Origin of the sequence: Mycobacterium sp. PSTR-4-N (genome assembly GCF_022348085.1) — a bacterium.
GTDB lineage: Bacteria > Actinomycetota > Actinomycetes > Mycobacteriales > Mycobacteriaceae > Mycobacterium.
The window spans coordinates 162261-188105 of sequence record NZ_JAKRFN010000007.1 but is presented as its reverse complement, the minus strand read 5'-3'; the positions used below and the strand labels follow the sequence as shown (position 1 = coordinate 188105).

Annotated in this window: 21 protein-coding genes; 11 read left to right on the top strand and 10 right to left on the bottom strand. The window is 66.1% G+C overall.

Translation table 11 applies throughout. The features are described 5' to 3' along the window. Positions 1 to 250: 250 nt before the first annotated feature. Entirely contained in the window at positions 251 to 973 is a 723-nt protein-coding gene (locus tag MHN84_RS12845; protein ID WP_239736386.1) for a TlpA disulfide reductase family protein, read from the top strand. 70 nt (positions 974 to 1043) lie between these two features. Then, positions 1044 to 2039 (top strand): cytochrome c oxidase assembly protein, encoded by a 996-nt coding sequence (locus MHN84_RS12840; RefSeq protein WP_241204956.1) that lies wholly within the window; start codon positions 1044 to 1046, stop codon positions 2037 to 2039. A 62-nt stretch (positions 2040 to 2101) separates the two neighbouring features. On the opposite strand, the gene MHN84_RS12835 is transcribed toward MHN84_RS12840, so the two are convergent. Then, positions 2102 to 2740, bottom strand: coding sequence for a DUF305 domain-containing protein (locus MHN84_RS12835; protein WP_241204955.1), 639 nt, complete (start codon positions 2738 to 2740; stop codon positions 2102 to 2104). A gap of 165 nt (positions 2741 to 2905) precedes the next feature. Between MHN84_RS12835 and MHN84_RS12830 the strand changes: the two genes are divergently transcribed. Continuing rightward, positions 2906 to 3109: a hypothetical protein gene (locus tag MHN84_RS12830; RefSeq protein WP_131705500.1), complete on the top strand. Its 204-nt coding sequence runs from the start codon at positions 2906 to 2908 to the stop codon at positions 3107 to 3109. Positions 3110 to 3227: 118 nt separating this feature from the next. Here the strand turns inward: MHN84_RS12830 and MHN84_RS12825 are convergent, their stop codons facing one another. The 3 genes from MHN84_RS12825 to MHN84_RS12815 all read right to left on the bottom strand — a co-directional run bounded on the left by MHN84_RS12825 (position 3228) and on the right by MHN84_RS12815 (position 5859). Next, positions 3228 to 4172 (bottom strand): M56 family metallopeptidase, encoded by a 945-nt coding sequence (locus tag MHN84_RS12825; protein WP_043416033.1) that lies wholly within the window; start codon positions 4170 to 4172, stop codon positions 3228 to 3230. After that, positions 4169 to 4555 carry a BlaI/MecI/CopY family transcriptional regulator gene (locus tag MHN84_RS12820; protein ID WP_011893696.1) on the bottom strand — a complete coding sequence of 129 codons (387 nt, stop codon included), beginning with the start codon at positions 4553 to 4555 and terminating at the stop codon, positions 4169 to 4171. The genes MHN84_RS12825 and MHN84_RS12820 overlap by 4 nt, the downstream gene beginning before the upstream one ends. Positions 4556 to 4839: 284 nt before the next feature. Further along, entirely contained in the window at positions 4840 to 5859 is a 1020-nt protein-coding gene (locus tag MHN84_RS12815) for a M23 family metallopeptidase (RefSeq protein ID WP_043416029.1), read from the bottom strand. A 510-nt stretch (positions 5860 to 6369) separates the two neighbouring features. Between MHN84_RS12815 and ctaD the strand changes: the two genes are divergently transcribed. The 6 genes from ctaD to MHN84_RS12785 all read left to right on the top strand — a co-directional run bounded on the left by ctaD (position 6370) and on the right by MHN84_RS12785 (position 16445). Then, positions 6370 to 8115, top strand: coding sequence for a cytochrome c oxidase subunit I (gene ctaD, locus MHN84_RS12810; protein WP_011893698.1), 1746 nt, complete (start codon positions 6370 to 6372; stop codon positions 8113 to 8115). A gap of 148 nt (positions 8116 to 8263) precedes the next feature. Beyond that, positions 8264 to 8758, top strand: coding sequence for a hypothetical protein (locus MHN84_RS12805; RefSeq protein WP_043416277.1), 495 nt, complete (start codon positions 8264 to 8266; stop codon positions 8756 to 8758). A 169-nt stretch (positions 8759 to 8927) separates the two neighbouring features. Then, on the top strand, positions 8928 to 9908 hold the full coding sequence (gene ccsB, locus MHN84_RS12800; protein ID WP_043416028.1) for a c-type cytochrome biogenesis protein CcsB: 981 nt from the start codon (positions 8928 to 8930) through the stop codon (positions 9906 to 9908). 103 nt (positions 9909 to 10011) lie between these two features. Further along, positions 10012 to 12198 carry an acyltransferase family protein gene (locus MHN84_RS12795; protein WP_241204954.1) on the top strand — a complete coding sequence of 729 codons (2187 nt, stop codon included), beginning with the start codon at positions 10012 to 10014 and terminating at the stop codon, positions 12196 to 12198. An 870-nt stretch (positions 12199 to 13068) separates the two neighbouring features. Continuing rightward, entirely contained in the window at positions 13069 to 15627 is a 2559-nt protein-coding gene (locus MHN84_RS12790; protein ID WP_049777259.1) for a heavy metal translocating P-type ATPase, read from the top strand. Beyond that, positions 15624 to 16445, top strand: coding sequence for an adenylate/guanylate cyclase domain-containing protein (locus tag MHN84_RS12785; RefSeq protein ID WP_241204953.1), 822 nt, complete (start codon positions 15624 to 15626; stop codon positions 16443 to 16445). The genes MHN84_RS12790 and MHN84_RS12785 overlap by 4 nt, the downstream gene beginning before the upstream one ends. A gap of 415 nt (positions 16446 to 16860) precedes the next feature. Here the strand turns inward: MHN84_RS12785 and MHN84_RS12780 are convergent, their stop codons facing one another. Beyond that, a complete protein-coding gene (locus MHN84_RS12780) occupies positions 16861 to 17817 on the bottom strand; it encodes an Ig-like domain-containing protein (protein WP_011893704.1) in 957 nt (318 codons plus the stop codon). Positions 17818 to 17993: 176 nt separating this feature from the next. On the opposite strand from MHN84_RS12780, the gene MHN84_RS12775 reads away from it, so the two are divergent. Further along, entirely contained in the window at positions 17994 to 18767 is a 774-nt protein-coding gene (locus tag MHN84_RS12775; RefSeq protein WP_043416275.1) for a cytochrome c biogenesis CcdA family protein, read from the top strand. Positions 18768 to 18875: 108 nt separating this feature from the next. Beyond that, complete coding sequence (locus MHN84_RS12770) at positions 18876 to 20804, top strand: cytochrome c oxidase assembly protein (protein WP_041800678.1); 1929 nt, start codon at positions 18876 to 18878, stop codon at positions 20802 to 20804. A 576-nt stretch (positions 20805 to 21380) separates the two neighbouring features. Here MHN84_RS12770 and MHN84_RS12765 read toward each other — a convergent pair. The 5 genes from MHN84_RS12765 to MHN84_RS12745 all read right to left on the bottom strand — a co-directional run bounded on the left by MHN84_RS12765 (position 21381) and on the right by MHN84_RS12745 (position 25752). Next, positions 21381 to 22040, bottom strand: coding sequence for a thioredoxin (locus tag MHN84_RS12765; protein ID WP_011893708.1), 660 nt, complete (start codon positions 22038 to 22040; stop codon positions 21381 to 21383). Positions 22041 to 22176: 136 nt separating this feature from the next. Next, positions 22177 to 22797 carry a hypothetical protein gene (locus MHN84_RS12760; protein ID WP_198529213.1) on the bottom strand — a complete coding sequence of 207 codons (621 nt, stop codon included), beginning with the start codon at positions 22795 to 22797 and terminating at the stop codon, positions 22177 to 22179. A 6-nt stretch (positions 22798 to 22803) separates the two neighbouring features. After that, positions 22804 to 23166: a DUF3703 domain-containing protein gene (locus MHN84_RS12755; RefSeq protein WP_255730378.1), complete on the bottom strand. Its 363-nt coding sequence runs from the start codon at positions 23164 to 23166 to the stop codon at positions 22804 to 22806. An 89-nt stretch (positions 23167 to 23255) separates the two neighbouring features. Continuing rightward, positions 23256 to 25373: a cation-translocating P-type ATPase gene (locus tag MHN84_RS12750; protein WP_241204952.1), complete on the bottom strand. Its 2118-nt coding sequence runs from the start codon at positions 25371 to 25373 to the stop codon at positions 23256 to 23258. Then, positions 25366 to 25752, bottom strand: coding sequence for a helix-turn-helix transcriptional regulator (locus MHN84_RS12745; RefSeq protein WP_043416022.1), 387 nt, complete (start codon positions 25750 to 25752; stop codon positions 25366 to 25368). Before MHN84_RS12745 ends, MHN84_RS12750 begins: the two co-directional genes overlap by 8 nt. Positions 25753 to 25845: the final 93 nt, after the last annotated feature.

Sequence of the window (25845 nt, the reverse complement as noted above, 5' to 3'; positions counted from 1 at the left end):
CTCATCAATGTCGTCCCGTCATTCGCCGTGGAGCCATTGCGCTACCATTTACGTAGTCTCTACGTAGAAGGTGCCGGGCTGACCGGCCCTGGCGGCAGGGGCGCCGCCGGTGCTCGCCCGAGCGGCCGCGGTGCCTGCGCCCAACGTCCAGTACGGAGGTCGTCGTGTCGATGCACCGGTCACGTACCACGTCGCGCGGCTTCGAGTCGGCGGGCCCGTATCGGAGCAACCCAGCGTGAGTGGCACTTGAATGACTCGTCGATTCACCGATGGACCCCGAACGTCGCCGTCAAGGCTGGACGTGGGCGTTGAGCGTCGGCGACGGAGGCGACCCCCGACACATTGGTCACTGGTGGTACGGCGTGGCATCGCCGCGGGTTTGAGCGCGGTACTGCTCGGCGCCGCAGTGTCCGGATGCTCCAGCGGAGACGACGCCGTCGCGCAGGGTGGCACGTTCGAGTTCGTGTCGCCGGGCGGGCAGGTCGACATTTTCTACGACCCGCCGCAGAGTCGTGGTCGCCCGGGGCTGATACGCGGACCCGACCTGATGTACCCCGACCGCACGTTGTCACTCGATGACTTCGCCGAGCAGGTGGTGGTGATCAACGTGTGGGGTCAGTGGTGCGGTCCCTGTCGCACCGAGATGCCGGAACTGCAAAGGGTGTACGACGCGACCCGGGACGAGGGAGTCGTCTTCCTGGGCATCGACGTCCGCGACAACAACCGCCAAGCTGCGGTTGACTTCATCGTCGATCGCAAGGTCACCTTCCCGTCGATCTACGACCCACCGATGCGCACGATGATCGCCTTGGGCGCGAGATATCCCACCACCGTCATCCCGTCCACCATCGTTTTGGACCGGTTGCATCGCGTCGCCGCGGTGTTCCTGCGGGCGCTGCTCGCCGAGGATCTCGAACCGGTGGTCCGTCGCCTCGCTGCCGAGACCACAACCGGCTCAGGGCCCCCGCGATGAACGGCGACCCCGCCCCGGCTGCACGTCGCCGCGGGGCGCGGCCGACACTCGGGCGCAACGCCGCGACTCGATGGTGGGCTGCCCCGTGATCGGTCAGGTGGTGCTCCCCACCTCACCGCCGTCGCTTTGGGCGATGCTCGGTTGGTTACCGCCACCGGTTCCGATACTGCCTGTAATGGCAATTGTTTTGGCGGTGTGGTACCTGCTTGCCGTTCGAGTCGTCAGATCCCGGGGCCGCCAGTGGGCGTGGACGCGCACGGCGAGCTTCCTGGCCGGCTGTATCGCCTTGGCGGCGGTGACGGGCCTGGCCATCGACGGCTACGGCTACCGACTGTTCAGTGCCTTCATGTTCCAGCACCTCACGCTGTCGATCCTCGTTCCGCCGCTGCTCGTGCTGGGTGCGCCAGGCCGGCTGCTCCTCAGGTCCACGCCTCATCGTGGACTCGGACGCTACGTCGTGATCGCCGCGCTGGGCGGCCTGCGCTGCCGGGCGAGCAGGGTCGTGCTGCACCCCGGCTTCACCATTCCGGTGTTCCTGTTGAGCTACTACGGCCTGTACCTTTCCGACCTCTTCGACGCGGCGGCGTCCAGCGTGGCCGGACACGTCACACTGCAGGTGTTCTTCCTCACCAGCGGTATGTTGTTCATCCTGCCGATCCTGTCGATCGGTCCCTTGCCGGTCCGGCAGAGCAACCTGGGCCGCTTCTTCGACATCTTCGTCGAAATGCCGCTGCACGTCTTCATCGGCGTCATCCTGATGATGGCACCGCGGACGCTCACCGAGACCTTCGCCCAACCTCCGCCGGACTGGAACGTCGACCCCGTCGCCGACCAGGGGGTTGCTGGCGCCTTGGCGTGGTCCTACGGCGAGCCCGTCGCGCTGCTGACCACAGTGATCTTCGCCATCCGATGGCGCCGTGATGAGGAGTCGGAGTCGAAGAAAAGAGAGGCCGACGTCGAACGCGACGACGCGGAACTGGCGGCCTACAACGCGTTTCTGCGCGGACTGCACCAACAGCGGCGACCACCGACCGACGTGCCGAGCACCGCCAACGAGCACGACTGACGCCGTGACGACAACGCGGCGGCCATCAATTCGACGCCAGACCCAGGTCGCCAGCGACATCGTCAGGGGTGCAGGGTCTCCATGACGGAGATCTCGCTTTGCTGGCTTTCGATGAGCGATCGCGCGATCGCCATCGCCCGAGGATTCGACCCTGCTTCCAGCTGGTCACGCGCGGCCGAGATCGTGAAACGGTGCTGTCGGATCATCAACTCCAGATATTGGCCCGCCGCACCCGTCCCGGTCGCGCCGGTGACGCGACGGACGTCGGCGTCCACGGCGAGCGGATGTTCACCCGGCGCAACTGCGACGTTGGGCTTGCCCGCCGCAGGACGGGGCCCGACGGTCATGGGGGTGAATCCCCAATCGACGAGGAGCGCCTGCAGCTCGTTGACGTAGGTGGTGCTGCCCGCGCTGATTTGTCTGGCGATGTCCCGGATCTCGGGTGCGATGCCTTGCTTGACGGTGGTCGAATTGCTCAATGCAACAGCTTGACCGCTGTGGTCGATGATGTCGAAGGCGAACAAGACGTCGAACCGAGTGTGCGGCTGGTCGGCGACGGCACCCGCGGCGCTCGAAGGACCCGGCGACGACACACGGCCCGTGTCGCCGCAGCCCGCGACGACGATCATCGTCACACCTGCGAGTGCCACCCACGCCGCGCGGACCGGTCGCCCGGTGCCCGTTCTCAGATCGTCGCGCACGCGGTCCCTTTCATCGCCGCCTGCATGGAGCGACGGTGACATCGTTGCCCGCCGAAGCCCGGTCAGAAGGCCGCCTACACCGTGTTGGTGACCCCATCGCCGAACCTCGTAACGCAAGAATGCGAAGCAATGGCCACATACGTAGTCACATAGTAGATTGGTGGTGTGAAGAGTGCACTGGCCGTGTCCTGCCACGGACCGCGGTCGAGTTGGCCTCAGCAGCGCCACGTGCGGCCGACGGGCCGACTGGCTCGCCGATGGATCGCGACGGCGCTACTGTTGGCCCTGAGTTTGGCGGTGTTGGCCATGCTTGTGGCCGACCCCGCCGCCGCTCACCTTGCGGGCATGGCCGACCTCCCGCACTTCTAGCCAGCCGCAGAAGCGCCACGAACCCTGCCATAGCCGCATTTACGGCGCAATGACGCCGTGCAGCACGGTATTTGGATGCGCCAAGAATGTCGTGAAGTCCTTGAGCGCGGTGAGCCGCTCACGCGAAGCAGATCAGTACGCCCGATAGCGACAGCGTGACGATCGCCAACGGTGTGGCGGCCATCGCCGCCACCGCACCGCTGAGCGTGACTTGGGTCTGGATGCGGGCGAAGCGTCGTGGTGGCTTCGACAACCGCTCGGCACGGGCGAGCACGGCGATACCGGCGGCGGCCAGACCGTGAGCCGGGGCGGTGGCGCCAGAGAGGGTCAACAAGCCTGCGAGCAGCGGCTGACGGCCGTGGCGACGAGCGGCCGCATCGTCGGCGCACATTTCCAACAGAGAACTGACGTGGCTGGCTGCGCTCGCGAAGAGCCCGCATGTGGGCAGCGCGGCGGTCAGGCCGCGCGTCGCAGCGACGATGTAGGCGTGCCGGCCGTCGAGGTGAGCACGCTCGTGGGCCACGACGGCCGCCAGTTGGTTTTCATCGAGCGCGGCCAGAGCTGCGGAGGTCACCACGATCGCCGGTGGGCGTCCCGCCACGCAATACGCCGCAGGCTCGGTTGCCTCGATGACCACGACGTCGCTGCCATGTGAACGGCCCACCAGGCGCACGGCGTCGGCGTGCGCGAAGGTGTGGGTGCGCATCCGGCCCAGAGCGCGGCCTATTCGAATGACGACGGCGATCAGACTTCCGACCGCGATGGCCACCGCGACGGTTGCGACGATTCGCGCCGGCCACCCGGCGTGGCCGACGAGAATGGCGCGCAGACGTTCTAGGCACGTGACGAGCAGCGCGTCGGGGCTGTCCCAATGCCCAGCGGCCTCGATGAGCAGCAGCGCGACGGCGGCAACCGAGCAGCCGAGCACCGTCACGACAGCGGTGATCCACGCGGCTATCGCCAGGCGCGGAGCCCCGCCGTCGGCGGTGATATGGACCAGCAGCTTCGGTGCGATCGCCAGGACCGCCGCGACATAGAGCAGCAAAGCCGCCGCGACGGTCATCGGCGACCTGACTTGCGGGCCAGGCGCCGCAGCGCAGCACGCAAGTCAGCGGATTCCTCTGCATCGATCTGCGCCACGAAATGACTCAGGACCGCCTCCGACCGACCGCCGCCGCTCAGTGCCTCCAACATGAGTCGTGCACTGTGCTCCTCGCGAGTCAGGGTCGGCCGGTAGCGATACGCCTTGCCGTCGCGTTCACGCGACAGCCAACCCTTGCCATGCAAGTTGTCCATCGTCGACATCACTGTGGTGTACGCGATGTGGCGTTCGGTGCTCAACTCGTCGAAGATGTCCCTGACCGTGGTGTCGGCCTCGGGGTCACGATTCCAGAGGCGATCCATGATCGACGCTTCGAGCTCTCCGAAGCCACGCACCCGAGCCATGATCGAACCTCCTGAATTGGTCAGTAGGTAGCTTACGGTGTCGATCGGTGTGCCGGCGCTGAAGTGAGCGCACGGCGCCGACTGTGATCGCGCGGCGGCCAGCCGGGCTCGACGTGATTCTACTGACGTCAGTAGCTGGCTGGTAGCCTTCAGCGGCGGGCTGCATCAGCGATGCTGCCGGCACTCCAGGTCGGGCCTTCCGCCTCTGATCGCCCGGCCTCTCCTGGGGAGTTGTCTTCGTGAGACGGCTGTGCTCGCATTGTGTAGACGGTCAGGCAGCTGCCCTAGCCGTTAGGCACTCCCCGTTCCCCCAACCACGCCATCGGATCGGTCTTGACCGATCCGTTGCGGTGCACCTCGAAGTGCAGGTGCGGTCCCGTCGAATTGCCTCGGTTGCCCATGGTGGCGATCTGGTCGCCGGCCATCACCCGCTGGCCCGTTTGCACCATCGTGGTGTCGATGTGACCGTAGAGCGTAACTGTGCCGTCCGCGGCAAGGATCTTGACCCACATGCCGAAACCCGGTGTCGGACCGGAGGCAATCACGTCGCCATCGGATGCGGCGTAGATCGGAGTGCCGACGGCGTTGGCGATGTCGAGTCCGGCGTGCAGGGTGCCCCACCGGGCTCCGAAGCCCGATGTCAGGATGCCTCGGGCAGGAAAGGTGAACTGGGGGCGCCGAAGTCGCGCCTCCCGCTGCGCCCGCTCCTGAGCGAAGGCCGCGCCGTTGGCCAATTCCTGTCGATGGATCCCAGCATCGAAACCGTTTGCCACAGGGATGATCTGCATCCCCGAGGCGTCGGGGAGGGCAGTCGGGGACGCCGCAGAGTCGGCGACCAAAACCGGCTGCTGCGCCTCGGTTTCGTCGACCGCTGCGTTCGCTGCGGCGGCGATCGCGCCGACGGCGATAGCAGTGATGACCAACCTGCTGTGCACCGCACCGGTGGCCGCGGGGGTTCGTCGATGCGCTCCGCCAGATGCGCGGAGGGTAGCGCCCGACTGCGCCCGAGACGGCGGTGGACGTTCCCTAAGACGTGCCCCGCCGACGGGAGCCGGCACGGTCGGTGACGCTGCCTTCGTGGCACCTTTCGATGGGAGCAGCAGCCGTGGCGACTCATCGGCCACATCGTTGAGGTCGTCGAGTTCCGGTGCGCTCAACACCTCGAAGTCCATAGCGAACGGATCGCTGCGACAATTGGCCATATCCAGCAACGCGCCGAACTCGCCGAAGGCGATGATCTCGGTGACGTCAGTGGCCCCACGATCGGCCGGCGCGTCTGGTCGCGCGAGTCGGTGGTGCACCACTTCGAAGTCGATCCTTTGCCGTTACCGATTCGTTATCTGGTTGGCGAGACGCTAACCCAACACCGGCTACTGGGCAAGTCACGAACCGCCGATGAACGCCCCCGCCTGACATCACACGTTACTTAATGGGTTGGGACGCAATCGGTTTAATCAGGAACGCACGCAACAACGTGAGGAGCTACTTTGCTAAGTACGTACGTAGTAGAACCAGATTAAGGACGACCGTCAGGCTCGGACGTCGTTCGTGACACCTCAATACAGCTCCCCGCGCCGCGAGACTGGCACCTCCCTAACGCACCGGAGGTCGGCTCGAAGGGGCTGGGCCGGAGCGGGTGCGAGTGCTGGCTCGGCACCCGCCCCGGCAGGACGCCCGTCACCGGGCGATGTGGCTCACTGATGGGTCCAGCACTTCCAACTACACAAGCTAGTACTAACCTACGCAGTAGGATATCCTACGTATGTAGTCCGTAGATTCGAAACGGGGTCCGGGCCCGTGGCGGGAGGAGTCTTATGGTCGCCGATGCGCCACCGGTCGGGGAACTGGAGGCACGCCGCCCCTTCCCCGCCCGGATGGGCCCGAAGGGCAATCTGATCTACCGATTGATCACGACCACTGATCACAAGTTGATCGGCATGATGTATTGCGTCGCGTGTTTCGCGTTCTTCCTCATCGGCGGGTTGATGGCGCTGTTTATTCGCACCGAATTGGCGGTGCCCGGCCTGCAGTTCCTGTCTAATGAGCAGTACAACCAGTTGTTCACCATGCATGGCACGGTGATGCTGCTGTTCTACGCGACACCCATCGTGTTCGGCTTCGCGAACCTGGTGCTGCCGCTGCAGATCGGCGCCCCTGACGTGGCGTTCCCTCGGTTGAATGCGTTCTCGTTCTGGCTGTTCCTGTTCGGTGCGCTGATCGCAACTGCCGGGTTCATCACCCCCGGTGGCGCCGCGGATTTCGGCTGGACCGCCTACACGCCCTTGTCTAGTGCTATCTATTCGCCAGGCGCCGGCGCCGACCTCTGGATTCTCGGCCTGATCGTCGGCGGGCTGGGGACGATCTTAGGCGCGGTCAACATGATCACCACCGTGGTGTGTATGCGTGCGCCGGGCATGACGATGTTTCGGATGCCGATTTTCACCTGGAACATCTTGGTGACGTCGATTCTGGTGCTGCTGGCGTTCCCGCTGCTGACCGCGGCCCTGTTTGCGTTGGCCGCCGACCGGCACCTCGGCGCGCACGTCTACGACCCTGCCAACGGCGGTGTGCTGCTCTGGCAGCACCTGTTCTGGTTCTTCGGTCACCCCGAGGTGTACATCATCGCGCTGCCCTTCTTCGGCATCGTCAGTGAGATCTTCCCGGTGTTCAGCCGCAAGCCCATCTTCGGGTACACCACGCTGATCTACGCGACGCTCGGTATCGCCGCACTGTCGGTGGCCGTGTGGGCGCACCACATGTACGCGACCGGCGCGGTGCTGCTGCCCTTCTTCTCGTTCATGACATTCCTGATCGCCGTCCCGACGGGCATCAAGTTCTTCAACTGGATAGGCACGATGTGGAAGGGGCAGTTGACGTTCGAGACACCGATGCTGTTCTCCATCGGTTTCATCGTCACGTTCCTTCTCGGTGGTCTGTCTGGTGTGCTGCTGGCCAGCCCGCCGCTGGACTTTCAGGTCACCGACAGCTACTTCGTCATCGCGCACTTCCACTACGTGTTGTTCGGCACGATCGTGTTCGCCACCTACGCGGGCATCTACTTCTGGTTCCCGAAGATGACGGGCCGCCTGCTCGACGAGCGCCTCGGCAAGCTGCACTTCTGGCTGACCTTCATCGGTTTCCACACCACGTTCCTGGTGCAGCACTGGCTGGGCAACGAGGGTATGCCGCGTCGCTACGCGGACTACCTGCCTAGCGACGGGTTCACGACGCTGAACGTGATTTCGACGATCGGTGCGTTCATCCTCGGTCTGTCGACGCTGCCGTTCCTGTGGAACGTGTTCAAGAGCTGGCGGTACGGCGAGGTCGTCACCGTCGACGACCCCTGGGGCTACGGCAACTCCCTGGAGTGGGCCACCAGCTGCCCGCCGCCGCGGCACAACTTCACCGAGCTGCCCCGCATCCGTTCCGAGCGCCCGGCGTTCGAGCTGCACTATCCGCACATGATCGACCGGATGCGCCGCGAGGCACACGTGGGTCGTTCGCACGGACCCGAGGACGGCGACGTTACCCGGCTCGACGACGCTCAAGTGCGCACCTAAACCGATCGGCCACAATGCTGATATGCAAAGGCGCGCGCTATTCCAGCCTTATGCGCGGTCACTGCCGAGGCGGCCTCATGCCGCTGTTGAGGCCGCAGCGGGTCGGTGAATCACCTAAAAGGCCTACATGATTCGGGGAGACTTCGAGATGGCCGAGGTGATGTGGGAGGCCGCCGAACCCTGCCTTACGGAAGCGCAGCGTGTGACGGCGCTCACGGCGCTACACGTTGGTGAGCCGAGCATGGCCATTCTGGTGGTAGTAAAAGCCCTGTCCCGCAGCGGTTATCCACTGCCGTCCGAGCTGCACGAGGAATTCCACGAGTGGTTGCGGCAGCGTCCAGGTGCAGGGTCTAACCCCGAGTGGTCGCTCCTCGAACTCCGCGTCATGGCAGCCGACGTGAAGGCAACCGCCGACGTAAGCATGATCAACGGTTGTTTCGGCGATGCAACCCTCTGCTACTTCATCCTCGACGACGCTGGCGTGGCGGATGCCTCCCCGGAGCAACAAGCCGACGCGCTGAGGGCATGGCTATCAGCTAATCGACCGAGTCCATCGCTGCGAGCAGATATGCGGCTCAATGGATTCGGATTTCTTCTCGACACTCCCGAACCTCCGTCATGCGGCGGGCTGGGCACGCCGTGAACGTTTTCGGGTCGCGGCAGCCGACCGCACACTGGGTCCAATACCGTAAACAGACGTCGCGCTCGCAGAGACGATCGCAGGGAGGCGAGACGAGCGGAGGCAGACGAGCGAGGTTGTGGTCTGGCTACGCTACGCCGATAGTCCTCAACGGCAGCGTGAGATCTCAGACGTGAACGTAGTTGGCACACGGGAATCTCTGGCGCTGTATTCGGACTGGGCGTACGCATCAGCGGTGGGCGTGCTGACGCTTGCATTGTTGCTTCTTGCAGCGACTTTCGCGATCGGTCGGACAAGGACACTCGAGAGGTCTATGGCACCTGTAGGGGTCTCGCTCGACAGCGCAAGCCCGGGTGTCGTCACCGAGATGCCGCGGCGATCGCGGGCAGAACGTATGGAGCGTGCTGGAATAGCCGTGGTCTTCGTGGGTGCCGTCTTACTCCTGATGTGCATTGTCCTGCGCGGCTTGGCGACCTCGCGTGCCCCCTGGGGCAACATGTACGAGTTCATCAACTTGACTTGCTTGTGCGGCCTCGTCGCCGCGGCAGTCGTGTTGCGCCGCCCGCAGTTTCGCGCGCTGTGGGTGTTTGTCCTGATCCCGGTGTTGATTCTGCTCGCGGTGTCGGGCAAGTGGCTGTATGCCGACGCCGCGCCCGTGATGCCTGCGCTGCAGTCGTATTGGTTGCCTATTCATGTGTCGGTGGTGAGCCTCGGCTCCGGTGTGTTCCTTGTCGCCGGAGTGGCAAGCATTCTGTTCCTGGCCAAGACGTCGACTCATGGTGAGCTGCGGGGCGACGGGGGGAACGGGTACGTCGCGGGCATCATGTCCAGGTTGCCCGATGCACAAGTTCTGGACAGGATCGCCTACCGCACCACGATCTTTGCGTTCCCGACTTTCGGGTTTGGCGTCATCTTCGGCGCGATCTGGGCCGAGGAGACGTGGGGACGCTTCTGGGGTTGGGACCCCAAGGAGACGGTGTCGTTCATCGCATGGGTTGCCTACGCGGCCTACTTGCATGCCCGCTCCACCGCGGGGTGGCGTGACAGGAAGGCTGCTTGGATCAACGTGGCCGGCTTCGTGGCGATGGTCTTCAACCTGTTTTTCATCAATCTGGTGATTGCTGGGTTGCACTCCTACGCCGGGGTGGGCTGACGTCGAGGCCAGAGGGTGCGGACGTACTCGGCACACCAGTTTCGTCTGGCCGCGTCATGACCGCGGCTGAACTCATGACTCCCGTGGTGTCGTCTCGACGACCATGCTGACCTCCGCCCCGCCCCGGACGGCGCCGCGTACCGATTCCGGGCGCCCCGCCCCTGCCTTGACGGGCACTGGGGCTCCCGGGTTCTACCGCCACGACCTCGACGGCCTGCGCGGCATCGCCATCGCGCTGGTCGCGGTGTTCCACGTGTGGTTCGGCCGGGTCTCCGGTGGCGTCGACGTGTTCCTCGCGTTGTCCGGCTTCTTCTTCGGCGGCCGGCTGCTGCGCGCCGCCCTGACGTCGACCGCCTCCCTGGCACCCGTGCCCGAGGTCAGGCGTCTGGTCCGGCGCCTGCTTCCCGCGCTGGTGGTGGTCCTCGCGGCCTCCGCGGGGTTGACGATCCTCGTTCAGCCCGAGACCCGGTGGGAGACGTTCGCCGATCAGAGCCTCGCGAGCCTCGGCTATTACCAGAACTGGGAACTGTCGAGCACGGCAGCGAACTACCTGCGCGCGAGCGAGGCGGTCAGCCCGCTGCAGCACATTTGGTCGATGTCGGTGCAGGGGCAGTTCTACCTCGCATTCCTGCTGCTGGTATTCGGCATCGGCTTCCTGCTGCGCCGCCTACTCGTGGGCAGGCACCTGCGGGTCCTTCTGGTCGTCCTGCTATCGGCGCTCACCATCGCCTCATTCGTGTACGCGATCGGTGCGCACCAGGCCGACCAGACCACTGCCTACTACAACAGCTTCGCCCGGGCCTGGGAGTTATTGCTCGGGGCGCTGGCGGGGGCGTTGGTGCAGCACGTCCGGTGGCCGATGTGGCTGCGGACCCTCGTCTCGGTGCTCGCACTGGCCGCGATCCTGTCGTGTGGCGCGTTCATCGACGGCGTCGCGGAGTTCCCCGGACCGTGGGCGCTGGTCCCGGTCGGGGCGACCATCCTGCTCATCCTGAGCGCCGCCAACCGTGCCGCCGACCCGCACCTCGCCCGCGCCGACGGCCGGATGCCCCTGCCGAACCGCCTCCTGGCCACCAAGCCGTTCGTCTCCCTCGGCGCGATGGCCTACTCGCTGTACCTGTGGCACTGGCCGCTGCTGATCTTCTGGCTCGCCTACAGCGGACATGCACAGGCCAACCTGGCCGAGGGCGCGGGCGTCCTGCTGGTCTCCGGGGTGCTGGCCTGGCTGACGACCCGCTACATCGAGGTGCCGCTGCGGCTGCGTGCGACCAGCTCGGCCAAAAAGGCGAAGGCCGCCGTACCGCTGCGCACGCGCCTGCTTAGGCCCACCATCGTGTTGGGCTCGGTGGTGACGCTGTTGGGCGTGGCGCTGACGGCGGCGTCGTTCACCTGGCGCGAGCACGTGGCGGTCCAGCGCGCCAACGGCGAGGAGCTGGCCGGGCTGTCGCCCCGCGACTACCCCGGTGCACGCGCGCTGATCGACCACGCCAAGGTCCCCAAGCTGCCGATGCGGCCGACGGTCCTGGAGGCCAAGGACGACCTGCCGCAGAGCACCGCCGACAGCTGCATCAGCGACTTCGCGGACCCGAGTCTGCGCGAGTGCGCTTTTGGTTCCAAAACCGCGACCCGCACCATCGCGGTGGCGGGCGGCTCGCACGCCGAGCACTGGATCACTGCGCTGGACCTGCTCGGCCGGCTGTACGGCTTCAAGGTCGTGACCTATCTCAAGATGGGCTGCCCCCTATCAGGAGAGCGAGCGCCCCGTATTCCGGGGTCGGGAGAGCCGTACCCGCAGTGCTTTGATTGGGTTCAAGCCGCCATGCGCGAGATCGTCGCCGACCGACCAGATTTCGTGTTCACCACCGTGACACGACCACGGGATACGCAACCCGGCGACGTCATGCCAGATGTGTACCTGCCGATCTGGCAGGCGTTCGCAGAAAGCGGTGTGAAGGTGCTTGGCATTCGCGATACACCGTGGCTGGTCCGCAACGGCGAACCTTTCTTCCCTCGCGACTGTCTGGCCGACGGCGGCGACGCGACGACGTGTGGCATGCCACGAGCGCTCGTCCTCGACGACGTCAATCCCGCTGCAGATCTCACGAATCGTTTCCCGCTGATGAAAGTGATCGACATGAGTAGTGCGATGTGTCGCGACGATTATTGCCGAGCCGCCGAAGGGAACATCCTGATCTACCGAGATTCTCACCACTTGACGGCTACGTACGTGCGGTCCATGGCGCCAGAACTCGGGCGCAGGATTGGTGCTTTGACGGGATGGTGGCCCTAGCTGGGCCGTGATGCGCGCACCATGGGCGTTCTGTTTGAGGCTGTTAGAGCTTGCTCGGTTGCCATCGTTTCTCCAGAGCGGATTCACGTAGTCCATCGCCACCACATTCCAACCATCGCGACGCCACCAACAAGTACTATCTAGGTACGTAGATAATGCGGCGGCGAGCAGAGTCCCCTCAGGGTGCGTTGCTGCGGCTACACAAGACGAGAGGGAGGAGGAGGCCTCGCCGTTTGGCAGGCCCAAAGTTGGGCATGGCATACAAAAGTGAGCCACGGGGCAGAGCGCAAGCAACACGGCGTGCCGCTGGTAACGGCGAGATCGCCGCTGCCCTCGTGCAGTGGGCCGTGTCTCGGGGGTGGACCGCTCGGACCAGTCCCGATGGGTGCTGGCACTTCTACGACCCCGATGGTGAGTACGTGGCGTACTGGCCATCGAAAGCATCCTCAGGCCCCGGTCACCGTTGGTAGACAGTGCGGCTCACCCGTTCCCCGGCAGCGCCTTGCAACGCCGGCAGGATTATTCGTGTAGCCAATGCGTGCGGGTGCGCTGGCGGCCTTGCAGCCAAATGGCGCCGTCGATATCCAATGCGGCGATCCGAGTGAGGCGCGGGCACCTTCGCGCCACATTGGTTGCGGGGCAACGGCTCTCGGGTAGGTCAGTCCGTCTACACGGGTTTCTCGCCGAGCCGTTGGCGGCACGCAGACGTTCTGCCACACGGCGGTTCCCCTGGGGGGCGTCGGAGAGGGTCTCTCGGCGGCGCCGGCGCTCGCCTTGGAATCTGTCGGGTCGCATGCGTGTCGTCGACGTCGGCGGATGCCGCCGACGCGCGGGTTCGCGCAAATTGGTGTTGACGAGTCATATGCACACATGCGTATTATTGCATGTATGGCAGATCGCAACGGCGAGAAGGTAGGTCGCCTCGGCGCGGACGGGGCGCCCACACATAGGACCCTGGCACTCGACCTGACAGACCTGCTTCCCGACAGCGACGAGCGCTGCGCTGACCGCCTGACGCGCGGCCTGGTGGATGACGGGATCATCGAACAGGCCCACGTTATCGATGGCGACACGCCCAAACCCCGCCTGTGCGTGCACTACGACGCCGAGGCTGCGTCCGCGACAGAAGTGCAGCGGCGGGCTCTGGAGGCGGCCGACACGATTACGTCGATGTATGGGCACCTGCGGTGGTTGACCACAGGCACTCATGACGATATGGCGATGCGCACTGCGCTCGTCGACACGCTGTCGACGATTCCCGGCGTCGTCGCCGCAGCCGCGACACCAGATTCAGTCGAGCTGGAGTTCGAGCGGACGACGGTGACCGCCCAGGAACTCGTAGACGTGATCGCCGCGCAGATGGCGCCGTCGGGGAGCGCCGCGGACGCGGAAGCAGCCGTCGCGCACGACGGAGACGGCGCCGACCATCAACACGGTCACGGCGGGATCTCCGGCGAACGCACCGAACTGGTCTTTGCGGGACTGGCGGGCGCGCTCCTACTCACGGGCTGGTTATTGGCCGCCTTCGCCGATACGCCACGGTCGGCCGAGGTGGTGGTCTACGGCCTGGCGTTCTTCTTCGGCGCGTTCTTCACCGTGCAGGAAGCCTTCGCCAGTGTGCGGCAGGGCCGGTTCGAGATCGACTTCCTCATGCTCGTCTCCGCTGCGGGTGCGGCGGCGCTCGGCGAAGTCGCCGAAGGTGCGCTCCTGCTGTTCCTCTTCAGCGTCGGACACGCACTCGAGGGCTATGCGATGGGCCGGGCTCGCCGGGCGATCGAAGCGCTCGCCGAACTCGCCCCCAAGACGGCGCTGGTGCGACGCGGCGGCACCGGCGACACCGTCGAAGTGTCCGTCGCGGACCTGCGCATTGGGGACATCGTCGTCGTGCGCCCCAACATGCGTCTGGCCGCAGACGGCTTCGTCGTGGCAGGCAGCAGCAGCATCGATCAAGCCCCGGTGACCGGGGAAAGCGTCCCCGTCGACAAGATCCCGGTCCCGGACGTGGCGGCAGCTGCGGCGTCACCCGAGCTCATCGACGCGGCATCGCGAGTGTTCGCCGGCACCATCAACGGCGCCGGCGCCATCGAGATTCAGGTGACCCGGCTCGCCAGTGACTCCACCCTGGCCCGGGTGGTGCGTCTGGTGGCCGAGGCGCAAACCAAGACCACCTCCACGCAGCGCTTTACCGACCGCTTCCAGCGGATCTTCGTGCCCGTGGTCCTGGTCGGTGTGGTCCTGCTGCTCTTCGCCGGGTTCGTGGTCGACGAGCCGTTCACTGACACGGTGTACCGGGCGCTTGCCGTCCTGGTGGCGGCCAGCCCGTGTGCGCTGGCGATCGCCACGCCCAGCGCGGTGTTGTCGGCGGTAGCGCGGGCGGCGCGGGCCGGCATCCTGATGAAGGGCGGTGCCGCGTTGGAGGAACTTGGCCGGGTCAACGTGCTGGCCTTCGACAAGACCGGCACCCTCACCGAGGGGCGGCCCCGGATCGCCGATGTCTGCGCCACCGCAGACAGCGACGACGCCGAACTGCTGCGGATCGCCGTTGCCGTTGAGGAGCAAAGCGACCATCCGCTCGCCCGAGCCATAGTCCGCGACGGCCGCGAGCGTCTCGCCGGGGCGGTGACACCCCGCGCGACCGACGTCCGTGCCGTGATCGGCCGCGGCATCGTCGCGTCCGTCGAGGGGGTCGAGGTCTGCATCGGCAAGACCGAGTTGTTCACCGACGCCGCTCAGCCCCCGCCGGCTGAGCTGGCGGCCGAGGTGAATCGTCTCGAACAGGCGGGCCGCACGACGATGCTCGTCCGCGCGGGCGACCGCTGGTTGGGCGCGATCGGATTGATGGACCTTCCTCGGCCGGAGGCGTCGGCGGTCATCGCGCGTCTTGCCGCACTCGGCGTGAAGAACACCGTGATGCTGTCGGGGGACAACCAGCGGGTGGCCGACGCCGTCGCCGCCGAAGTCGGTGTCGCCCACGCCCGCGGCGATCTGATGCCCGAGGACAAAGTGGCCCAGATCGCCGCCCTGCGGGAACGCCACGGCCGCGTCGGGATGGTCGGCGACGGCGTCAACGACGCGCCCGCCATGGCCGGCGCGAGCGTGGGTATCGCAATGGGAGCGGCGGGCTCCGACGTGGCGTTGGAGACCGCTGATGTTGCACTGATGGCCGACGACCTGCGCGCGTTGCCATTTGCAATCAGCCTGAGCCGCCGCTCCTCGCGCGTCATCAAGCAGAACCTGTGGGCAAGTCTCGGAATCGTCGCGGTCCTCATTCCCGCGACGATCTTCGGCCTGGGCATCGGTCCCGCCGTGCTCATCCACGAAGGCTCGACGCTCATCGTCGTCGCCAATGCGTTGCGCCTCCTCGGGATGCCTATGCAGTCGGTCACCCCAGCAGCGCCGCGCGTTGAGCGTGCAGAAGAGACGCCATGACGATCGACTTATCCAGTGCCGCAGATGAATTCGAGCATGCCGACGTCGACACGGTGGTCATCTTCGTGGACATCGCTGGGTTCACTGCGTTCACCGAAACCCACGGTGATCATCGCGCTGCCGAACTGGCAGATCGGTTCGCCACCACAGCCGCCAGGGTCCTCGGGCCCGGCGACGACATGATCAAGACCCTCGGCGATGCCGTGATGATCACCAGTTCGGACCCCACCGCGGCGCTGGCCTTCCTCCGGCGACTCCACGACGAGACCAGTCGCATCGACGGCTTTCCATTGTTGCGCGCCGGCATCTGTGCAGGGCCGGTGGTGAAGCGCCGCGGAGACGCCTTCGGGTCGACGGTCAACACTGCAGCCAGACTGGCCGCCGTCGCCAAGCCAGGCCAGATTGTTGGCAACGCCGAGGCCGCGGCCGCGCTTCGGGCAACAGACCTACTGGCGATGACGTCGTTGGGCCCGCTTCGGTTGCGGAACGTCGGTGCCCTGGTGGAAGCGTTCGCCCTCGACGTCGGAACCCGCCACCAGGAGCACGTCGATCCGATATGCCGAATGCACGTCACGACAGACGCCCAACCGTTGACAATCGCGCACGAGGAAGACACCTACCGGTTCTACTTCTGTTCGACGGCCTGTCTACGCCAATTCGCGCGTCGCGTCGGTGAAGTGCGCACGCCCTCTGGCAACGAGGACCCGCCGACCACGCAGTCGTTCGTCGGAGAGGTCGCGGCGCACTTCGGCGCGCTGGCGTCCCCGCCCCGCGCGCGGAATGCCGAGTCGACCTCACCTCCGGCAAACACCTCGTAGAGGCCGAAGATGACCTCGTGTCACGAATAGTGTTCGCCGACAACGTTATTCGCGCCAGGGCCTAACCGGTCACCCGGTGGCAGGAAGCGGACCCGCTGCTCATCGAAACCCATCGCCGAGGGACGGTGGTTCCTCGATAAGTCGCCGACATAGATCGTGTGTCGTGGCGTGAGCGCTCGTCATACTGGCGCCGCCGCGTTCGATGAAACCACCGACGGCCATGGGCGAGGACAGGCGTCAGCATCGTCTGTGCGGGATGGCGCTGCCAAGGACCTCTATGGGTACCGGGTTGCGTTCGCTGGGAAGCGCGTTGGTGATGTGGGTGACGATCGCGCTCCTGGTCTTGCGCGCGCGGTTTCGCGAAGGTGCCGAGCGGGGTGCGGCTTGTGACCGCTGGGCGTTTCTGGCTTCGACGTCAGATCTGCCAGTCCTGGGCTCCGTCATTTTCGTCGTAGATGCCGACAGAGTTCTTGACGACGACCGGGTCCCCGCTGCCGAAGTTGTCGTAGAACCACTGCGCATTGGCTGGACTCAAATTGGGGCACCCGTGGCTGACGTTGCGCTTGCCCTGATCGGCGACTGACCAGGGCGCGCCGTGAACGAAGATGCCGGCGTTGTTGATGCGCACCGCGTCTTTGACCTTGAGCTTGTACCCCTCGGCTGCGTCGATCGGCACACCGTAGGTGGAGGAGTCCATCACCATGTCGGCGAACTTCTCGAGCACGTAGTAGGTGCCGTTGGGTGTGTCGTATCCCGGCTTTCCTAAGGACACAGGCATGGTCTTCTCCAGTGTGCCGTTGCGCATGACCTCCATTTGGAGGGTGGCGTTGTCGATGGTCGCCACCAACGAGTCGCCGGTGCGGAAGCTCGATTTCGTGCCGCTGGCATCGATGCTGACCGTGGTGTTGGCAGGCCAGAAGTCGAGGGGCCGCCATCTGAGTTGGGTCGCGCTCATCCAGTAGAACTTCCCGGGGACCGCGGGGGTGGAGGAGATATGGACGGCTTGTTCAGCCAGCGTGCGGTCGGCGATGGGCCGTTGAAAATTGATGACGATGGGTTTGGCGACACCGACCGTCGAGCCGTTCGTCGGATTGAACGTGGGGGGAGCGAAGACCGGTGGGCCGAGGTAGGGCGCCGCGTTCTGGCCGGCTGGTGTGTCTTCGGTAGCCGTCGGCGATGGGCCGGGAAAAGTGCCGGATACCGGAGGGGGGAAGGGATTCGGCACTGCCGAGTCGGGGACCGTAAGGGGGTCACCGGGTGCGGGCACGGGTATCTGTGGCTCGGCGGAGGCCGACGGCGCGGTCAGCACGGTCACAGCCGCTAGAGCGGCCGTCATCATGGCCAAGATTTGCCTGGCTGGCGAGCACCGCATACGGGCCTCTCCGTTCCACTGGTCGCCGACCGATGCTCGCGGCGGCTGACGACGATTTGTTGCTACGTAGTTTGATAGTAGATGATGTGGCGTCGTCGGGTGCCGCAGTGTGGCTGCGGACCTGCGTCGTCGATGAGTGAATTCGGAAACGGTGGATGCGGAGGGTGTCGGACTTCGTGGATGGTGTCACCGCGATCGCTACGTCTGGACACGTCCTTCTCGCGGTGTTCGTGTCGGCGTTGGCTGGGTTGGTGTCGTTCGCGTCGCCTTGCGTCGTACCTCTCGTACCCGGGTACCTGTCTTATCTGGCCGCGGTGGTTGGCGTCGATGATGACCGGGCGCGTGCCCAGCCGCTGGGCAGGGCACGTCTGCGGGTGGCAGGGGCCGCCGGGTTGTTCGTTGTCGGGTTCACGGCGGTGTTCCTGATGGGAACCGTCGCGATTCTGGGTCTGACGACGACGATTATCACCAATGGGGTGCTGTTGCAGCGCATCGGCGGAGTGGTCACGATCGTGATGGGTCTGGTGTTCATGGGTTTCTTCCCTGCGCTGCAACGCGACGCGCGGTTTACGCCCACGTCGTTGTCCACGCTGTGGGGTGCGCCGCTCCTGGGGGCGGTGTTCGGGCTGGGCTGGACCCCGTGTTTGGGCCCGACGCTGACGGGTGTCATCGCTGTGGCATCTGCCACCGAGGGGCCCAACGTCGTGCGCGGCATCGTGCTCGTCGTCGCCTACTGTGTGGGTCTGGGCGCTCCGTTCGTGCTGTTCGCGCTGGCATCCGGACGGGCAATGAGGGCACTGGGCTGGCTGCGTCGAAACGCTCGGCGAATTCAGGTCTTCGGCGGCGTGCTCCTCGTCGCGGTCGGCATCGCCCTGCTGACCGGACTGTGGAACGAGGTGGTGTCGTGGGTGCGCGATGCGTTCGTCAGCAACACCACACTTCCGATATGACGCAGTCGCTTTCGGGCCCTCCGCGCCGTCGCTCGGGACTCCTGTGCTGATCGTGAAGCGCCGAGGCGGTCATGGCGAATCGACGGCGGGATCGGAATGGGGACGGTGATGGCCACGTCTGCTGCCCCCCGACGCTGGGTGGTGCGAGCTGTGTTGCTCGGGGTTGCACTGCTAGCGGGCGTTACCGCTGCCGCGATCGGCGCCCTGGCACTGCCTGAGGCGCTGGCGGTGACCGGGCTGAGCGATCCCGGGCCGGTCACCACCTACGGGCTGTCCTTCTTGCGCGCCGCTGGAGAGATCGCTGCGATGGTGGCGGTCGGACACTTCCTGTTCGCGGCGTTCCTCGTTCCGCCGCAGGCAAGTGGAGTGCTCGACGTCGACGGGTACCGGGCGCTTCGGGTCGGCGCTGCCGCTTGCGCGATCTGGGCGATGTGCGCTGCGCTGTTGGTGGCGCTGACGATCTCCGACGTGTCGGGGGTGCCGTTGACTGAGCTCACACCGCTGGACATATGGTCGGCGGCCGACCTCGTCGAGACCACCGCGGCGTGGCGCACCACCTCGATTCTGGCCGCGGTCGTCGCGGTAGCGAGCCTGCCGGTGCTGCGGTGGTCGTGGACGCCTGCCCTACTGGCGGGCGCCCTGGCGACGTTGATGCCGCTGGCCGTGACGGGGCACTCCTCGTCGGGCGGCTCACACGACATCGCGACCAACAGCCTGATCATTCACCTGGTTGCTGGGTCATTGTGGGCCGGCGGATTGCTGGCGCTGCTTGGGCACGCGCTGCGCGGCGGCAGCCACACCGACATCGCCGCCCGCCGTTTCTCGGGTCTGGCGCTGTGGTGCTTCGCGGCGATGGCCGTAAGTGGATTTGTCAACGCGGCGGTCCGGATCGACGTGTCGACCATCTTCGACAGCACCTACGGGCTCCTCGTCGTGGGGAAGGTGACAGTGCTGGGCGGCCTCGGTGTGATCGGCTGGCGACAGCGGCGGTCGTCGATCGTTGCGCTGCAGCGTGATCCGACGTCGCGCCGACCGCTGCTGCGGCTCGCACTCACAGAAGCCGCCCTGTTTGGCGTCGCAGTCGGCCTGGCGGTCGGGCTCGGTCGCACGCCACCGCCGCCCGCGACGCGCGAACCCGTTCCGGCCGAGGCTGCGCTCGGCTTCGACCTCACCGAGGCGCCGACGATCGCGCGGGTGTTGGTCGAATGGCGGTTCGACCTGATCTTCGGCACGGCGGCGGTCGTCATGGCCGGCGTCTACCTTGCTGCGGTGTATCGGCTGGCTCGCCGCGGTGCCCCGTGGTCGACGCGGCGCACCGTATCGTGGCTGATCGGCTGCGTCGTTTTGTTGTTCGCCACTTCGTCAGGACTCGGCATGTACATGGCGGCGATGTTCAGCATGCACGCCGTCGCTCAATTGGTGCTCACGATAGTGGTGCCGGTGTTGCTCGTGCAGGGCGCACCGGTGACCCTCGCGCTGAGGGCCTTGCGGGCAGCCGAACCCAATGCGGTGCCGGGGCCACGCGAATGGCTTGTCAGCGCGCTGAATTCGTCACTGCTGCGTTTTATCGCTCATCCATGGACGGCGCTGACGCTTCTCGTGGTGGGCGTGTACGGGCTCTGCCTCGAAGTGGTCTTCGATGCTGCCGTAAGCGAACACGCCACGCACATGCTGATGATCGGGTACTTCCTGCTCAGCGGTGCGCTGTTCTTCACCGCCGTCGGCGGCGTCGAGCCGGTGGTGCCACGGCCGATGCCCAAGCGGGGCCGGATCGCGATGCTGTTTCTCGCGCTGTCGCAGTTCATCATTGCCGGGGTCGTGGTGATGAACATGCGTGAGGTTCTCGGGGGCGCCTTCTACGGCTCCTTGAAACTGAGCTGGCATGCGAACTTGCTGGGCGACCAGCGGTTGGGAGGTCAAGTGATCGCCGCCGGCGGGGTTGTGGCAATGCTGGCGGTGCTCGCGGTGCTGATCCTGCGGCGCCGCCGCTCGACTGCGATCGAGCAGAGGACGGCTGCGCCGAGCCTGGGCTCATGACGACGAGGACCGCATTGTCGGCATAGCGGCTGCATCACATTGGTCCTCGAGATAAGCGCGTGCGTGGCCCCGACCCGGTATCGCGCAATGCTCTCGCCCGTTCACAGGGACGCCCCCTCTCCCGCAGGTGATTTCGGGTCATGCCCAGGCCGTCTAATTGTCCCGTCTGCGGTGAGAGCTCAGGCGCCGACGACAGCACCTTTCGAGCCGTGTTCGTCAGGATCCGGCAGGCGGCCGATCTGATGACGCGGGGCGTGGGGTGCGGGGCCCGGCCGCATCATCATCATCATCCGAACCAGTGCAGCTGGCCACCCGCTTGCATCTCGGACTGATGGTCGCCCACCACGCAGAGGCGATTCGAGATGGCGCGTACTGAGGTCGAAGCGAGACCTCACCGCGACGGAACCGACTTCGCGCAGAAGCCATCTCCCTGTCAGCCAACGCGAGATCGGCGCACTGCGGTCGATGTCGACCCCTCAGATCGCCGTCGACGCGGGGTGCTGCCGTCATGTTCGCGCCCGCACACGTCCCGAGTTATGGAACCGGTGCGCCAAGAGCTGTCGGCAGTCACCGCGGCTATCCGTTCAATGCCTGTTCGACTGCGGCCTTCAAGTCGTCGTAGCTCCTGAATTCCACTTCGGTTCCGTCGATGAAGAAGGTCGGTGTGCCCTTGACCCCGAGGGCCTTACCGTCAGCGACATCGACATTGACACGATCGAGTGTGGCGGGGTCGTTGTAGGCAGCATCGAACGCCGCCATGTCGAGCCCGAGTTCGGCTGCGAATCCGCGGAATCGGGAGTCCGCCGGAGTTTGTTGTTCGCCCCACTCGCTCTGCGTCTCGTACATCTTCTTGTACATCGGCTCGAACTTGTCCTGTTGGGCGGCCGCCTCGACCGCGCGCGCCGCCCGCTCTGCGTTGAAGTGAGACTGAATGGGGAAGTAGCGGATGACGAAGTTGACGCGGTCCCCGTACTCGGCGCGCAGCTGTTCGACCATCGGGAAGGCCGCGCGACACGCTTCGCATTCGAAGTCAAGGAACTCGACGAAGGTGACATCGCTGTTCGGCACGGTGGTGAGGCGGCGACTGTTGTCCCGGACCAGCTGACCGACGTCTTCACCCTGGCCTTGCGCGGAGGTGGGGGCGTCCTTGTCCTGGGCCGAGAGATACACGCCAACCCCGATGATCATGGTGATGACCGCGAAGACGGTCAGCAGAATGCGTGTGAGAGGTGCCATTGGAATGCGTCCTTCATGAGTTTCACCGAACGTCTGTGATGCGCCGGCGCAGCCCTGTACCGCAGCACCAACCCGAACCGCGCCCGCGGTTGAGCATCGCGTGTCCGACTATATACGGAGGAAGACCGTAGATCGGTCATGCCCTCGGCTGGCGCCAGATCGGACGCTTGGGCGCGGATTCGATGGACGGCCGTCGAGAGAGACGCCACATTCCCCACCAGGCGACCGGTGCGAGAGCGACGACGGTCCACATTCCGGGCACGTAGCCGGCCCCGCCGGGATCGAGCCACGGGAACACCACAAAGTGCGCCAACTCCGTGAGACCTAACGAGGCGAAGAACGTCCATGCCAGGTATCGGCCGATCGGGCGGCCGCGCCGCATGAGGGCGGGAATTAACAGCCAGGCGCCCGCGGAGACGGCGACGAGCAGCACCACGGGCACCGAGTTCACCGCAGGGGTTGGCACACCCGTGACCGCCGCTAGGAATGCGAAGAACCCCATCTGCTTCTCTTCGACGCGGTGGGCAAGGAACAACAACAGGGCGATCCAATATGGCGCGCGAATGTCGGCCCAGCCGCCGCCACTCGGCCACACCCGCCACAGAAGCAAGCCCCCGACGAACCCGGCGGTAAAGATGAGCATGGTTGCCAGTCCGAGCGCCCAATAGCCCACGCTCAACGCCGCGGTCGTTAGCGCGACTGCGGCGGCGACGGCCGGCCACGGCCGCGCGTTCTGGTTCGACGTCGTGACTGACATCGCCCTTCAGTCCCTTCGCCCGCCCACGAGTGCGGCGAGAGCGGCGGGCGCGGCCCACGGGGTCATGAGGCCCGCGCCGACCCGACCGGTGTTGCCCCCGGGATAGCGTCCGGTCAGCGATCCCGGCGCAGCGACGATCAGGCGAACAACCTGGCCGAAAGCTTCGCGACGGTCTCGTTGGCGCAGCGCCAAGGCCCGCATCGCCGCGTGATTGTAGGTGTGTGGCCAAGGGTCGGGTTGCGACACGATGTGTGCCCGTTCCCAACGCCGCCACCGCTGCTTGGCGGATGGTGTGCGCTTTGCAGCGGCCATCTCCCGCCGATACGCCTCCCGGGGGCGGCGCGACGGCGCTGCGCCCGACCGGCACAGACGACGAGTGTGCGCGGTGCTGCTCAATACCAATTCCGGTTCGGCAGTAGGTCGATTCGCGGCGGCGAAGGCATTTCGCGGTCGCACCATCACCAGTGGTGTTCACTTCGACGGATCGACTCGTCACGGGGATTTGTGGGTTCTGCAGCGCAGCAGGTGCATCCGCCGCTGCGGGTTTCCCGACGATCAAGGACCACCGGTGTGAGCGCCGGCGTCGGGGCGCAGCAGGCATCGACGGGTGTCGGGGGGGTGGGGAGGGTGATGTGGTGCGCCGCCGCTGCAGCCATCGGCTGCGGTTCGACGCCGGGTAGGGGATGGGTGCGTGCGGCGCGGATCGCGTTGAGGATGACGAGTACTTCTGCCGCCTCGTGGATCAATACCACGGTGGCCAGCCCGAGAACCCCGAAGGCGGCGAGGGGAATGAGGATGGTGATGATCGCCAGCGACAGTCCGATGTTCTGCAGCATGATTTTGCGGGCTCGGCGGGCGTGAGCGAGGACTTGGGGGAGGTGACGCAGATCCTCGCCCATCAGCGCGACGTCGGCGGTTTCGATGGCGACGTCGGTGCCCATCGCTCCCATGGCAATGCCGATGTCGGCGGTGGCTAGTGCGGGGGCGTCGTTGACCCCGTCGCCGACCATGGCGATGGGCCGGCCGCCGGAGAGTTCGGACAGCAGGCGTGCTTTGTCTTCGGGAAGCAGGTCGGCGTGCACGACTGTGATGCCGGCGGCTTCGGCCACGGCCATTGCCGTGCGGGAGTTGTCGCCGGTCAGCATCGCGGTGGTGATGCCCAGCTCGTGTAGTTGCCGTACCACTTCCGGCGCTTCGGGGCGCAGCTCGTCGCGGACTGCGATCGCCGCCACCACCACGGCGTCGCATTCGAGCAGGACCACTGTCGCCCCGGCCGATTGGAGGCGCACGACGTCGGCGGCGAATTCTCCGGCCGCGACCCAGCCCGGCTTCCCCAAACGGATCCTGCGACCCTCGACGCGGCCACTCATGCCATGGCCGACAACGGCTCTCACGTCTTCAGCCGCGACGATGTCGGGGCCTGCAGCGTCGGTAATTGCCCGGGCCAGTGGGTGCCCACTACGGGACTCGACTGCGCTGGCGAGGTGCAGGGCTTCGGCCTCGCTGACGCCGCTGGCGGTCACCGTCTCTATCACTTGCGGGCTGTTTCGGGTCAGGGTGCCCGTCTTGTCAAGGGCAATCACGGCGATGCGTCCGAGTTCCTCGACGGCGGCGCCTCCCTTGACGAGGGCGCCTTGTCGGCTGGCAGCGCCGACGGCGGCGACGACGGTGAGTGGCACCGCGATGGCCAGGGCGCAGGGTGAGGCGGCGACGAGGACCACGAGTGCGCGTTCGAGCCACAGCATCGGCTCGCCCACCAGCGCGCCAATCGCCGCAACTGCTGCGGCCAGGACCATGATTGTTGGGACGAGAGGGCGGGCGATCCGGTCCGCCAACCGCTGACCCGCACCCTTGCGCTCCTGAGCCTGTTCGACGATGTGAACGATGCGGGCCAGCGAGCTTTCGGCGGCGACGGCGGTGACGGCGACTTCGACCGCTCCACCGCCGTTGATCGCACCGGCATGCACCTCGCTGCCGGGTCCCGCCTCGACTGGAACCGATTCTCCGGTGATCGCCGACACGTCCAAGCTGGTGCGACCGGAGGTGATGACGCCGTCGGTGGCGGCGCGGTCTCCTGGCCGTAGCACCATCACGTCGTCGATGAGCAAATCGTCTGGGCGCACAGGGGTTTCGTGGCCGTCGCGGATCACGGTCGCCGTTGGCGGCACGAGCGACAGCAGGGCGCGCAGGCTTCGGCGGGTTCGGGTGACGGCGTAGTGCTCGAGTCCTTCGGCGATGGAGAACAGGATTCCCAGCAGCGCGGCTTCTTCGACCTGTCCAAGCGCCACGGCGCCGACCGCGGCGATCGTCATCAGCGTGCCAACGCCGACGCGGCCGTGTCGAAGACTGCGAACGGCTCCGGGCGCGAACGTTGCGGCCCCGGCGGCAACCGCCGCGAGCTCAAGTCCCAAGCCGATGGAGGAAAGACCGCTTCGGTGCAACGCCCAGCCGCCGAGGAGCAACGCCGCCGCCAGGGCCGCCAGCTGCAGTTCGCGGACTCCGCACCACTTGTCCGGTCCCGATCCGGGCTCGGTGTCGACTCCATTGGCCGCGGGCCCGCAGCATGGGTCAGACATGGCGTGCCTTGGAGGCCGGTTGACGGTAACCGTGCGCCAGCACGGCCTCGGTCAAGGATCGGCCGCGGTCGGTGAGTCGGTACATCACCATCCGGGCTTGCCGCCGAGAAGTCACCAGACCGGCGATCTTGAGCTGCCGCAGGTGGTGGGATACGAGGTTCTGCGACTGCCCGACCACCCAGGCCATGTCACATACACACAGTTCCTCGCCGTCGAGCAGCGCTGAGGCGATCGTCAGTCGCGTCGGGTCGCTCAGAGCCCGCGCCGCGGTTGCCAGTGATTCGGCGTCGACGAGTGACGGTAGCCGGGAACGAATTCGCTCGGCATGGGGCAGGTCCAAGCACAACAGATCGCAGTGATCAAGCCGCGGCTCGCTCATCCGAACATACTAACGGACGTTAATATGTCGGAGAGAGGAGGGGCTGCACGGGGCCGGCGTGCAAAGGGAGCGCAGGGCTGCCTACGTCGAACG